General features: G+C 57.7%; 10 protein-coding genes and 2 pseudogenes. 2 read left to right on the top strand and 10 right to left on the bottom strand.

Annotation, left to right across the window (positions count from 1 at the left end):
- The 10 genes and pseudogenes from AC2FD8_RS11510 to AC2FD8_RS11465 form a co-directional block, all read right to left on the bottom strand.
- Positions 1-564, bottom strand: coding sequence for a sarcosine oxidase subunit gamma (locus AC2FD8_RS11510; protein WP_496856229.1), 564 nt, complete (start codon positions 562-564; stop codon positions 1-3).
- On the bottom strand, positions 557-3,511 hold the full coding sequence (locus AC2FD8_RS11505) for a sarcosine oxidase subunit alpha family protein (protein ID WP_496856227.1): 2,955 nt from the start codon (positions 3,509-3,511) through the stop codon (positions 557-559). Before AC2FD8_RS11505 ends, AC2FD8_RS11510 begins: the two co-directional genes overlap by 8 nt.
- The gene (locus AC2FD8_RS11500; protein ID WP_425084557.1) at positions 3,508-3,798 is read right to left on the bottom strand and encodes a sarcosine oxidase subunit delta; all 291 of its coding nucleotides are present in this window, start codon (positions 3,796-3,798) and stop codon (positions 3,508-3,510) included. Before AC2FD8_RS11500 ends, AC2FD8_RS11505 begins: the two co-directional genes overlap by 4 nt.
- The gene (locus tag AC2FD8_RS11495; RefSeq protein ID WP_496856225.1) at positions 3,792-4,277 is read right to left on the bottom strand and encodes a pyridoxamine 5'-phosphate oxidase family protein; all 486 of its coding nucleotides are present in this window, start codon (positions 4,275-4,277) and stop codon (positions 3,792-3,794) included. The genes AC2FD8_RS11500 and AC2FD8_RS11495 overlap by 7 nt, the downstream gene beginning before the upstream one ends.
- An 11-nt stretch (positions 4,278-4,288) precedes the next feature.
- The gene (locus tag AC2FD8_RS11490) at positions 4,289-5,539 is read right to left on the bottom strand and encodes a sarcosine oxidase subunit beta family protein (RefSeq protein ID WP_496856223.1); all 1,251 of its coding nucleotides are present in this window, start codon (positions 5,537-5,539) and stop codon (positions 4,289-4,291) included.
- A gap of 162 nt (positions 5,540-5,701) precedes the next feature.
- Positions 5,702-6,503 (bottom strand): annotated as a pseudogene (locus AC2FD8_RS11485) (transposase).
- A 149-nt stretch (positions 6,504-6,652) separates the two neighbouring features.
- The gene (locus tag AC2FD8_RS11480; RefSeq protein WP_496856221.1) at positions 6,653-7,690 is read right to left on the bottom strand and encodes an extracellular solute-binding protein; all 1,038 of its coding nucleotides are present in this window, start codon (positions 7,688-7,690) and stop codon (positions 6,653-6,655) included.
- Between the two features lie 19 nt (positions 7,691-7,709).
- Positions 7,710-8,528, bottom strand: coding sequence for an ABC transporter permease (locus AC2FD8_RS11475; RefSeq protein ID WP_496856220.1), 819 nt, complete (start codon positions 8,526-8,528; stop codon positions 7,710-7,712).
- A 4-nt stretch (positions 8,529-8,532) separates the two neighbouring features.
- Positions 8,533-9,462 carry an ABC transporter permease gene (locus AC2FD8_RS11470; RefSeq protein WP_496856218.1) on the bottom strand — a complete coding sequence of 310 codons (930 nt, stop codon included), beginning with the start codon at positions 9,460-9,462 and terminating at the stop codon, positions 8,533-8,535.
- On the bottom strand, positions 9,462-10,571 hold the full coding sequence (locus AC2FD8_RS11465; protein ID WP_496856216.1) for an ABC transporter ATP-binding protein: 1,110 nt from the start codon (positions 10,569-10,571) through the stop codon (positions 9,462-9,464). The genes AC2FD8_RS11470 and AC2FD8_RS11465 overlap by 1 nt, the downstream gene beginning before the upstream one ends.
- A gap of 272 nt (positions 10,572-10,843) precedes the next feature.
- Between AC2FD8_RS11465 and AC2FD8_RS11460 the strand changes: the two genes are divergently transcribed.
- Both AC2FD8_RS11460 and AC2FD8_RS11455 read left to right on the top strand, forming a co-directional pair.
- Complete coding sequence (locus AC2FD8_RS11460) at positions 10,844-12,262, top strand: aspartate ammonia-lyase (RefSeq protein ID WP_496856214.1); 1,419 nt, start codon at positions 10,844-10,846, stop codon at positions 12,260-12,262.
- Between the two features lie 15 nt (positions 12,263-12,277).
- Positions 12,278-12,354 (top strand): annotated as a pseudogene (locus AC2FD8_RS11455) (electron transfer flavoprotein subunit beta/FixA family protein); the annotation flags it as partial.

Below are 12,354 nucleotides of genomic sequence, written 5' to 3'. Positions count from 1 at the left end.
TCAGGCGATGGATTTCGCGGCGGCCAACAGGCCGTGATGCAGCGACGCCGCCGAAGAGCGCGGGCCCAGAACGGCCATGTGATCCCCGGCCAGACGCCACAGGAAAACACCCAGATGCTCTGCCGTGGTTCGGATCGCTGCGCCCGGTTCCATCGTGCGGACCGGGGCGCTGCTCAGCCGTTCGAACAGATCGCACAGGGCCGCGCCCTGCACATCGAACCGGCACCAGCCGTCTGTCTGCTCGGAAACCGATGCGGTGTCACCGACAATCTGCTTCAACTCGGCGGCGAGCAGCGCGTGACTGTCATACGGCGCCATGACCATCCACTGTTCCGGCCCCATCCAGAGCGTGGCATAGGGTGCAGCCTGCGCGGATTGGCCAATCTCGGGTAGGCTCAGACCGATCTTGTCGGCCAGCGTCTTTTGTGCATCACCGGCCTGATCTTTGCGCGCCGCGACCGACGCCAGCGCCTGATCCACGACCTCGGTGATGGTGATCGAACCGACAGTGTCGACACGCGGCGCGTCGCCGCCCAGCGGGGTGATGGGTTTCAGTTTATGCACGAAGCTTCTCCCCTTCCGGGTCCACGAAATGAGCGCTGACAATCTCGACCATGACTTCCTGGCCTTCCAGCGGGTTCACCAGACGCAGTTTTTCCCCCATCCGGTCAGAGCCACCTTTGACAAAACCCAACCCGATCGAGCTTTGCAGGATCGGCGAATAAGCCGCCGAGGTGACATAACCCTGATCATGGGCCGCATCGACCGGCCCGGTTGCATCCATCAGGTGGCCGCCTGCAGGCACGTCGTCCTTGGCATCCACAGGTTTCAGACCGACCAGCGCCAGCGCGCCAGGGGCGTTAAGCCCTTCACGACGGCTGAGCGTGTTGCCGATGCAGTCCTTCTTGGTACTGACCATACGCGCCATGCCAAGGTTCAGCGCTGTGGTCGTACCGTTCAGCTCATTGCCGGTCGCATGGCCCTTTTCGATCCGCATGACGCCCAAGGCCTCGGTGCCGTAGGGCGCTACATCGAACTCTTCACCCGCCTCCATCAGCGCGCGCATCAGCCCGTCGCCATAGCGCGTGGGTACCGCGATTTCATAGGCCAACTCACCCGAGAACGAGATCCGGAACAATCGCGCCCGCAAGCCACCGCAGACGGTGATCTCAGCACAACCCATGAAGGGAAACGCCTCGTTCGAGATGTCAAACTCGGGGTCCACGATCTTTTGCAGCAGTTTGCGGCTGTTGGGACCGGCCACGGCATATTGCGCCCAGGCCTCGGTGGTCGAGATCAGCTGCACGTCCATATCCGGGCACAGGCATTGGCGGACGAATTCCATGTTGCGATAGACCAGAACCGCGTTGGCGGTGGTGGTTGTCACGACGAAATGGTCGTCGGCAAATCGCGCGGCGGTGCCGTCATCATAGGCAATGCCATCCTCGCGCAGCATCAGGCCATAGCGCACCTTGCCCACGGGCAGTTTGGCAAACGCGTTGGAATAGACCATGTTCAGGAAAGCCGCAGCATCCGCGCCCTGCACGTCGATCTTGCCCAGCGTCGTCACATCACAAACACCGACCGAGTTCCGGGTCTGTAGCACCTCGCGGTCCACGGATTGCCGCCAATGGGTCTCGCCCTTGCGCGGGAACCATTGGGCGCGCAGCCAGTTGCCAACTTCGACAAACTCGGCGCCCTGTTCCTCGGCCCATTTGTGGCTGGGCGTCAGGCGGGTCGGGTGGAAATCCTTGCCCACCGCACGACCACCGAAGGCACCCATCGAAACAGGCGTATAAGGCGGGCGGAAGATGGTTGTGCCCGTATCCTGAATGGACTTGCCGGTCAGTTCGGCCATCGCCGCCAAGGCACCCATGTTCGAGGTCTTACCCTGATCGGTCGCCATGCCCAGCGTTGTGTAACGCTTGAGGTGCTCGACCGAGGTGAAGTTCTCTTGGTGTGCCAGCTTGACGTCTTTGACAGTCACGTCGTTCTGATAATCCAGCCACGCGCGTTTTGCGCCTTTGACGTGCCAGAAGGGGCTGATGGAAACCGGAGCATCCGCAGCAGCGGGCAGATCGGCCGGGGATGCCGAAATGCCGAGATCACCCAGAGCAGTCACAGCCGCCGCCGCACCGCCTTGCAGCGCCGCTTCGGTGGTCATCTCACCCTTGGCCGCACCCGCCACGATCTGGCCGACAGGCAGGCCGTCACCCGGAACAAAGGCATGGATATCCGCGTTCCAGACCGGGCGGCCGCGCTGATGGCAGGTCAGGCCCAGGTTCGGGTTCCAGCCGCCGGACATCGCCAGCGCCTCGCAATAGAGATCCGTTGTATACCCTTTCTCGGTGCGTACCTGCACCGAGGTCAGACCCAGACGGCCCGAGGTATTGATGATCTCGGCCCCTTTCAGAACCTCAGTGCCCTCTACATCCGCAGCATCCGGGCGCGTATCGACAATGGCTGGTACCTGAATACCCTGCGCCATCAGGTCGCGTGCCGTCTGATGCGCGTCGTCATTGTTGGCAAAAACCACAACCGATTGCGCCGGCGTCGCGGCCCAGCGGTTTGCGTAGGACCGAACCGCTCCGGCCAGCAGGATACCGGGCCGGTCGTTGTTCTCAAAAGCGATGGGGCGTTCGATGGCCCCGGCCGCGACCAGCGCACGCTTGGAATAGATGCGCCACAGGGTCTGGCGGGGTTTGTCCGCTTCGGGCGCGATCAGGTGATCCGCATTGCGTTCAACCGCACCATAGATCCCATGGTCATAAGCTCCGAAAACAGTCGTGCGCGGCATCACCCGCACGTTGTTCATCGACGCCAGCTCACCCAGAGCCTGCGTGACCCAGTCCGCGCCAGAGATATCGGCCAAAGCGCCGGTCTCAGCAATCAGACGCCCGCCCATGCGGTAATCTTCATCCGCCAGAATGACCTGAGCGCCCGCACGTCCTGCGGTCAGCGCCGCCGCCAGACCGGTTGGACCCGCGCCTATGATCAGCAGATCGCAATGCAGGAAGCCCTTGTCATAAAGATCGGGATCATCCTCACCGGTCAGGCTACCCAGACCAGCGGCTTTGCGGATGATCGGCTCATACAGCTTTTCCCAGAACGCCTTGGGCCACATGAAGGTCTTGTAGTAAAACCCCGCCGTCAGGAAGTTCGAGAACCGGTCATTGATCGCCATGAAATCGCGTTCCAGCGATGGCCAGCGGTTCTGGGAATTTGCGCTTAGGCCCTCATACAGCTCGGCCACCGTGGCGCGGGTATTCGGCTCCTGCCGCCCGCCCGAGCGCAGCTCGACCAGGGCGTTCGGCTCTTCGCTGCCCGCGGTCAGCGGGCCGCGCGGGCGATGGTATTTGAACGACCGGCCCATCAGGCGCACGCCATTGGCCAGCAAGGCCGAAGCCAGCGTATCGCCCTCATAGCCCTGATAGGATTTGCCGTCGAAGGTGAAGCTGAGGCTGGCATCCCGGTTGATCAGCCCGCCGTTCAGTCGATTGCTCTGTGTCATTGTGCTGCCTTCCCTGCCGCTTTGGCCACGTCTCGGGCCAGTTCGACCTTCAGGATTTCATGGGTCAGCGTGTTGCGTGTAACCACCAGCCACGACCGGTCGCCCTGTTCGTGATACCAAAGTTCGCGATGCTCGCCCGCCGGGTTGTCGCGCAGGTAGAGGTAGTCGTGAAACGCCTGCGCCGCGTCCTCGGCCTGCCAGTCAGGACGATTGATCAGCGAGGCATCGCCCAGATAGGTGAATTCCTGCGCGTCGCGCGGGCCAAGCAGGGGATGATTGATCAGCATGCTTCGACCTCCGACCCTTTGTGAATGATATTGATGTCGCGAACGCGCTGCATCCATTTGGCGCGCAGCTCTTCGCTGGTGACGCCCATGTCATAGGCGGGCGTGGCCAAAGGCTTACACGCCGTCACCTTGATGACCACAAACCCCGAGAACATCGGCTCAAGATCAGGCCAGCGGTTGGTATAAGCCGGACGCAGCGATGGGTAGCGCGCATCGTCACGCGGAACATAGCTGGCCTCGCCCTGGATCAGGACGCCCCGACGGGTCAGGATGTCGATGAAGTTGACCTCAACCTGCGGACGCACCGCGATATTGGCCAGAGTGTCCGGAGACCGCATTTCCGCAAAGCTGATCGTGGTGTCATCATGGGTCACAAACGTGCCCTTGGGCGAGACATTCGGGTTCCCCTCGGCATCCGCAGTGGCCACAAAGCCAAGATGCCAGATTTCGATCAGATCGCGTGCAAACTTGTTGATCATGGCGATGGTCCTCAGTGCAGGTTCGGCTGGGCGCCCTGCCCTTTTTCGTCGATCATGTGACCGGTCATGAACCGGTCCAACCGGTAGGCCGTGGCGGTCTCATGCGGACGGTCGGTTTTCAAAAGATGCGCAAAGCAATAGCCAGAGGCCGGCGTTGCCTTGAACCCGCCGTAACACCATCCGCCATTGAAATAGAGCCCTTCGATATGCGTCTTGTCGATAAACGGAGAGCCATCCATCGACATATCCATGACCCCGCCCCAGCTGCGCAGCAGGCGCGCACGTCCCAGTGCAGGGATCAGCGACATGCCGCCTTCGATCACATCCTCGACCACGGGCAGGTTCCCGCGTTGAGCGTAGGTGTTGTACATGTCGATGTCGCCACCAAACACCAGACCACCCTTGTCGGACTGGCTGCAGTAGAAGTGCCCCGCCCCATAGGTGATGACGCCCGGAATGAACGGCTTGAGCCCCTCGGACACGAATGCCTGCAACACGTGGCTTTCGATGGGCAGGCGCATCCCGGCCTTCTCCATCACACGGCTGGAACTACCGGCAACCGCAACACCGACCTTTTTGGCGCCGATGAACCCGCGGCTCGTGTCCACGCCCAAAATCTTGCCGTTCTCGATACGGAAGCCCGTGACTTCACAGTTCTGGATGATGTCGACGCCGCGCATATCCGCACCGCGTGCATAGCCCCAAGCCACCGCGTCGTGACGCACCGTGCCACCACGGCGATGCAACAAGCCGCCTTTGATCGGGAACCGTGCGTCGTTGAAATTCAGGAATGGATACATCGCGCGCACACCGTCGGTATCCAGAAGCTCGGCATCTGATCCGTTCAGGATCATCGCATTGCCCCGCCGCCGCGCCGCATCCCGCTGTGCATCCGTATGGACCAGATTCAAAATACCGCGCTGGCTGACCATGGCGTTATAGTTGAAGTCCTGTTCGAGGTTTTCCCACAGCTTCAGCGAGAACTCGTAAAACGGCTCATTCCCATCCAGCAGATAGTTCGAACGAATGATCGTCGTGTTCCGCCCGACATTGCCGCCGCCGATCCAGCCTTTTTCCAGTACCGCGATCCGCGCTCCGCCAAATTCCTTGGCCAGATAATAGGCTGTGGCCAAGCCGTGGCCGCCACCGCCCACGATCACATAGTCATAAGCATCCGCAGGCTCTGGGTCGCGCCATTGGGGGCCCCAGCCCTTGTGGCCGGTTACGGCCTCTTTGAAAAGTCGCAGCGCCGAGAATCGCATGTAGGCTCCTATTCGTTGCAACTTGCTTTATGCACCCGGGTTGCCCCCGATTTCAGTGTCGATTTCGGACAGAAGTAGTCTCAGATGCGACATTTGCGGACAGAGTTGGGCGATGTTGCACGAATAAGGCTGTGACCGGTGACCCCCTTTTCACAGACGGACTTATCCTGCAGGCTCTGTGATCGAAATGCCAAGAGCGGTATAGCGATTGAGCACCCCGATGCGGATCCGGAGCTCAATGACTTGCCGATCGAAGTCCCGTGCCATGAAGTCTTAGCCAAGCAGTTTGACGCAATTTATCGTGGTTTCTATGCGGCTTCGGCGGTTATTTCCAATTAGCCGCAGCCGTAGCGTTCGCCAAAGATATTTGTAGGTCCGTAGTGTTCGTTTCGCGCGACGGCTCCCGCAGTGTCGGATTTCCAAGACCGTGCATTTTTTCACGGTAGGATGATGCCGGCGGCCCCTCAGGTCGCGATCACATCGTGACATTTGCGCGTATCTTAAGCACCATCGGTAGTGACGGTGCCGATCTGTCGATCGAGTGGGATCTGTTCCAACAGGTTAGGCCGCATGTGGGCACCCACTGCCCGACAGGCGCATCTGCAGGATGCTACCGTGAGGGGCCTGTTCCGCCGCGATTCGGGATGGAAACGTTCAGCGTTTTCTGCGGCCGACACAGGGTGTTGAATTCCGAGATATCCCAGTCGAGACCAACCAGCCGCAACAGGCTCTCGATGAACCCTTTCGCCTGACGAAGAGGCCGACCGAATAGAACTTCCATTGTCAGGTAAACCTGGTTTACCGCGTCGCTGAACGCAGGCTGGCGCCCCCGTTTGCCCGTCGCAGGCGGGCGCCAGATCATCTCAGGATCAAATCAATCCGGAAGGGAGTCACGCTGCTTCAGTGCCGTGTTGTACGAAGGCCAGTTCTTGGTCTTGTATTTCATAAGGGACCAACTGCTCATGGTGTCCAGCAATCATGCTGGCCTCACAACGTGAATCACCCATCGCATTTGTGCAACAAAGCCTTGTAAACCCCCCGAGAATTTCCACAAAAAAACTGCCCCGGTATGTCCGGGGCAGTTCGGTTTGGTCCCGTCTGGACGCCAAACCCTTATTTCTTCAGGTTGGTCCAGATCTGGTCATAGACAGCCTGAGTTTTCTCGTCGCAGACCTCAATGAACACGCCGGGGCCCGCATTTGCATGTGGATTTTTCTCGGGCTTGCTCGCCAGTTCCGGGTCCAGGAACTCCTCGACACCTGTTACCCCAGCGTTGTACTGCGCATAGTTGGTTACAAGCGCGATGTTTTCAGGTTCAAGAAGGAAATCCATGAATTTCAGCGCGTTTTCGCGGTTCGGCGCATCCTTCAGCAGAACCACGCTGTCCATCCATGCAACGTAACCCTGCGTCGGATAAGCGTATTCCACATTGGCACCCTCTTCGCGGGCCTTGGCGGCAAAGCCGTCATAGATTTGACCAACAGCCGCGTCACCAGAAACCAGCACCTCCTTGGATGTGTCCGAGTTGAACGAACTCCAGTGTTGCTTGGCCTCTTGCAGCAGCGCGTCCAGCGCCTTGAGTTGGTCGCGATCCGTCGAACACTGCGGAATGCCCAAATGCAGCGAGGCCATGACCATCACCTCACCCTGAGCGTCCAACATATTGATGCGACCCTGCAATTCAGCCGGCGGGTTGAACAGGATGTCAGTGGTCTGAATGTCACCTTCATACACGTCACGATTCACTGCAAAGCTGGTAGAGCCCCACTGATACGGGATGGATGATGCGCGACCCGGATCAAAGCTGGGATCAGCCCAATCCGCAGTGATGTTGCCTTTGTTTTTCAACTCGCCTTCAGCGATGGTATCCAGCATGCCCTCACCAGCCATGATTGCCACCATGTAATCACCCGGCACGGCCAGGTCATAGGTGCCGATGGCGCCTGCTTTCAGCGTGGCCAGCATGGATTCGTTGGAATCGTACGTGTCCATGGTCACTTCGATGCCGGTTTCATCGGTGAACTTGGTCAGCACTTCCTGCGGAATGTATTCGAACCAGTGATACAGGACCAGTTCGCCTTCGGCAGCGGCAGCATTTGCGCCAACGGTCAGGGCAAGTGCCGCAACGCTGGTTTTCATCAGATTTTTCATCGTTTTCTCCGTCTGTTGGTTATTTAGTGTTGTCAGATTTGCTGACCAAATAGCTGATTGTGACCATCAGGACAGACACACCCAGCAACATGGTTGAAATCGCCATGATATTGGGCTTGATCCCTTGCTTGACCGACCCGAAAATCGCCGTGGGCAAGGTTTCGACGCCCGCGCCTTTTACGAAGTTGGTAATGATGAAGTCGTCCAACGATACGATAAAGGCAAGAATGAAGCCCGAGATGATGCCCGGCATCATCAGCGGCATCAGGATCTTGGTAAATGCTTGTCTCTTGGTGGCATAGAGATCCTGCGCAGCCTGTTCGTAGCTGTCTTCGATCCCCTGCATCCGTGCCGAGATCGGCAGATAGGCAAAGGGAATGCAGAACGCGGTATGCGCCAGGATGATGGTCATGATCCCCCGATCAAACCCGATCGAGTTGAAGAAGATCAGGGTCGCAACTGCAGTCACAATCTCCGGTACCATCAGTGGCAGGCTGATCAGACCGAATGACACCGAACGCAGCTTGAACTTGCCACCACGGACCATTCCGGTTGCCGCCAATGTCGCAAGTGTCGTCGACACCGTTGCTGCAATGATTGCGATAATAAGGCTGTTCAGAGCCGCAGTTTTGAACTTGTCGCTTTCTGGACCGGTGAATACATCCGCGTACCAGCGAAACGAAACACCTTCCCAATTCGTGATCGATTGCGATGCGTTGAAGCTGTAGATCGTCACAACCACCAGCGGCGCATAGAGCACGAACAAGCACAGAAAGGTAATTGCTTTGAAGCCTGTATACGTCTTGATGTCGAACTTTGCAGATTTTGCGGTCGCCATGATCTTACCCTTCCGCTTTCTCAGACCGGGCCTGTTGACGCGCGTAGAACATCAATAGGATCAGAACCATGGTCATCAGGATCATTGAAGCTGCCGCACCAAACGGCCAGTTTCCGGCATTGCCCTTGAACTGCTCTTCGATCAGCGATCCGATCATAAAGTTCTTGGCACCGCCCAGCAGGTCAGGCGCAAGGAACGAACCCATGGACGGAACAAACACAAGGATACAACCCGCGATGACACCCGGTTTCACCGTCGGCAACAGAATGCGCCGCAGGGTCGTCGCCTTGGAGGCATAAAGATCCGCCGCCGCCTCGGAGAGCGAGAAATTGTACCGCTCAACCGCCGCATAGATCGGCAACACCATGAAGGGCAGGTAGGAATAGAACAGGCCCAGCTGCACCGCAAAGTTCGTGTTCACGATATGGATCGGGCTGTCGATCAGACCGATATTGATCAGGAAATCGTTCAGGGGGCCTTGATCCCGCAACAGGAACTTCATCGAAACAGTTCGGATCAGCAGGTTCACCCAATAGGGGATGGTGATCAGGAACACCCACAGGGCGCGCGATTTTTCCGGACGCGTTGCGATGAAATAGGCTGTCGGGAACCCAATCGCCAGGCTCAGGATCGTTGCCGCCGCCGCCTGCCAGATCGACCGCCAGAAGATCAGGATATAGGTCCATTCGATCTTGGCCGGATCATCGCCGAACAATCCACGATCAAAAAAGAACTGATCATAGGCCGCCAAAGAGAATTCCCAGATCACGCCGCCACGAAACTCTTTCGTCAGGAAAGAGTAGATCAGCATCATGAACACGGGCGCCAGAACCAGTATGGACAGCGTCACCCATGCGGGTAACAGCAGCCATGTCCGGGCCTCTTTATATGTGTCGGTTGTTGCGGAACCACCGCTTGCTGCACCTGCTGCCATCAGTCCACCAGGAGGCGCGCGGCCCCCCGCTCCATGTTAACAAACATCTCGGTGCCTGGCTCGAAGATACGCTTGTTGCCGCGGTCAGAGTTCGAGGTACGGACAACAAAATCGGGCCCGTCCTGCAGGTCCACGATTGTGGTGATGTCGGTGCCGACAAAGATATTTTCCTTGATGCGGCCCTTCAGGCTTTCGCCCTCGGCAGGTGTTTCCGACATGAACAGACGCTCGGGGCGGATCGACAGATGTACTTTGGACCCAACGCCGACATCTTCGACCTCATTACAGGTCAACTCGTGCCCGCCACCCAAATGGCACACAGCCCGTCCGTTTTCGATATTGTCGACCGAAACCTCCAACAGGTTTGTCTCGCCGATAAAGTCGGCCACAAACATGTTATGCGGACGTTCGTAGATATCTGTAGGTGCGCCCAATTGCTGCAATTCACCCGCCGACATGACCGCGATGCGGTCCGACATGGTCAACGCTTCTTCCTGATCGTGCGTAACGAAGATAAAGGTAATCCCCGTCTCGCGCTGCAGGTGTTTCAGTTCCAGCTGCATCGCCTTGCGCAGCTTCAGGTCCAGCGCCGAAAGAGGCTCGTCCAGTAGCAGCACCTTGGGCTGTGGGGCCAGAGCGCGGGCAAGGGCAACACGTTGTTGCTGACCGCCCGACAACTGGCTGGGTTTGCGCGCCGCGAACTGCGACAGCTGCACCAGTTCCAGCATCTCGCCCGCTTTTGTGCGGGCTTCGGATTTGCTGGTGCCGCGCATTTCCAGACCAAAGGCAACATTGTCCAGAATGGTCATATGCGGGAACAGTGCATAGTTCTGGAACACTGTATTTACCGGCCGCTTGTTCGGCGGCAGGTTTTCGATTTCATCGCCATACAGGAAGATCGCGCCCTCGGTCACGTCCTCGAACCCTGCAATCATCCGCAACAGGGTGGTCTTGCCGCAACCGGACGGGCCCAAGAGCGTAAAGAATTCGTTGTCCAAGATTGACAGAGAGATTGTCTTTAGCGCTGTAAAATCGCCATAGCGTTTTACCGCATCCCGTACGTCAATCGCGATATTTTCCTTGTCAGACAATTGCGCCTCCCTGAGCATCGCGAATTTTCATACGAGTATAAACGTCAGAAGCAGACCTCTGAATAACTGACTTCCTCATCAAACATTAGGCTCAGCCTAACCTTATACGATGTGGATGGTGGTTCCTGGGGATACTGCCAGTGGGCGAACTCAATTTTACCCGAGCGTCCTTCGCAAAGAATATCTGCTTCGACGCGTCCTAATCAGTACAAAGGAAAGACTGTCTTTAGATCGGAATGGCCGCCTTGTAAGCGTCATGGGAAATTCATCTTTCGCCAAAGTGAAATCTCATGCCGCAACATCGAACCGAGTCGGATTCAATCGGAAGCATCAATCTACCCGTAGATTGCTGCTACGGCATTCAAACCGAGCGGGCGCGTCAGAATTTTCCGATCACGGGTGTGCCGCTCGCCGAGTTTCCCAGCCTTATCAATGCCCTGGCCATGGTCAAAAGTGCCGCTGCCAAGGCAAATGGGGAAATCGGGGGCATAGACCCGGCAAAAGCGCAAGCCATTGTCGATGTTTGTGATGAAATCATTCAGGGGCAGCACCACGATCATTTTGTGGTTGATATGATTCAGGGCGGCGCCGGAACCTCGAGCAATATGAATGCCAACGAAGTTATCGCCAACATCGCCCTGGGCAAGTTGGGTCACACGCCGGGGGAATACGTCCATCTGCACCCCAACGACGATGTAAACCACGGCCAGTCCACCAATGATGTATATCCGACAGCTGTTCGGTTGGCCGTATTGTTTCATGTCGCGCCCTTGTCACAGGCACTGGAACGGTTGCAAGCAGCGCTGGAAGAGCGCGCAAAAGCTTTTGCAGGTATCGCAAAAGTGGGTCGCACGCAATTGCAGGACGCCGTGCCGGTTTCACTTGGCGCGGAATTCAAGTCCTTCGCCGTTACTGTAGGCGAAGATATCGACCGCATCCGCGAGGTTGGCTGCCTGCTGACCGAAATCAATCTGGGCGGAACAGCCATTGGCACACGCGTCAACGCTGAGGCAGGGTACGACCAGCTTGCCGTCGCGCATCTGTCGACGATTTCGGGATTTGACCTCAAGCAAGCCAGCGACCTGATCGAGGCGTCCTCGGATCTGGGGGGCTTCGTCACCTTCTCGGGTATTCTGAAACGGGTTGCGGTCAAGCTGTCGAAAATGAGCAATGATCTTCGCCTGCTGTCCTCGGGTCCGCGCGCCGGGTTCGGAGAGATCATCCTGCCTGCCGTTCAGGCCGGGTCATCTATCATGCCGGGCAAGGTGAACCCTGTCATTCCAGAAGTGGTCAACCAGGTATGCTATCAGGTCATCGGAAATGATCTGACGATAACTATGGCCGCCGAGGCCGGACAATTGCAACTGAACGCGATGGAGCCCGTCGTCGCATATAACTTGCTGAAATCACTCAAGATCATGATCAATGCGGTTGATGTTCTGACCGAAAAATGTGTGACTGGCATTCGTGCCGACGCCGATCGCTGTACTGCGCTGCTGGACAACAGTCTTGTTCTGGCAACGGCACTGGCCCCGCATATTGGATATGACGCAGCCGCCAAAATCGCCAAGCAAGCTCTGGCAACCGGCCGCTCTATCCGAGAGGTCGCGAATGAAAACAGCCCTCTATCTGCAGAAAAATTGGACCAGATTCTGTCCCCGGCCACCATGCTGGCGCAAGACGCCACACAAGAAATCGAAGTGAATTAACCAAAGGAGAACGCGATGAAGGTACTTGTGCCTGTCAAGCGCGTGATCGACTATAATGTGAAGGTCCGTGTGAAAGCGGACGGTAGCGGTGT

The organism is Ruegeria sp. YTSC192 (genome assembly GCF_059609705.1).
This window is presented reverse-complemented; position numbering and strand designations above follow the sequence as displayed.

Excerpts from the sequence above, each read along its gene's own strand:
- AC2FD8_RS11505 (WP_496856227.1), bottom strand. The coding sequence starts at position 3,511 with ATGACACAGAGCAATCGACTGAACGGCGGGCTGATCAACCGGGATGCC.
- AC2FD8_RS11500 (WP_425084557.1), bottom strand. The coding sequence starts at position 3,798 with ATGCTGATCAATCATCCCCTGCTTGGCCCGCGCGACGCGCAGGAATTC.
- AC2FD8_RS11495 (WP_496856225.1), bottom strand. The coding sequence starts at position 4,277 with ATGATCAACAAGTTTGCACGCGATCTGATCGAAATCTGGCATCTTGGC.
- AC2FD8_RS11490 (WP_496856223.1), bottom strand. The coding sequence starts at position 5,539 with ATGCGATTCTCGGCGCTGCGACTTTTCAAAGAGGCCGTAACCGGCCAC.
- AC2FD8_RS11480 (WP_496856221.1), bottom strand. The coding sequence starts at position 7,690 with ATGAAAAATCTGATGAAAACCAGCGTTGCGGCACTTGCCCTGACCGTT.
- AC2FD8_RS11475 (WP_496856220.1), bottom strand. The coding sequence starts at position 8,528 with ATGGCGACCGCAAAATCTGCAAAGTTCGACATCAAGACGTATACAGGC.
- AC2FD8_RS11470 (WP_496856218.1), bottom strand. The coding sequence starts at position 9,462 with ATGGCAGCAGGTGCAGCAAGCGGTGGTTCCGCAACAACCGACACATAT.
- AC2FD8_RS11465 (WP_496856216.1), bottom strand. The coding sequence starts at position 10,571 with ATGCTCAGGGAGGCGCAATTGTCTGACAAGGAAAATATCGCGATTGAC.
- AC2FD8_RS11460 (WP_496856214.1), top strand. The coding sequence starts at position 10,844 with ATGCCGCAACATCGAACCGAGTCGGATTCAATCGGAAGCATCAATCTA.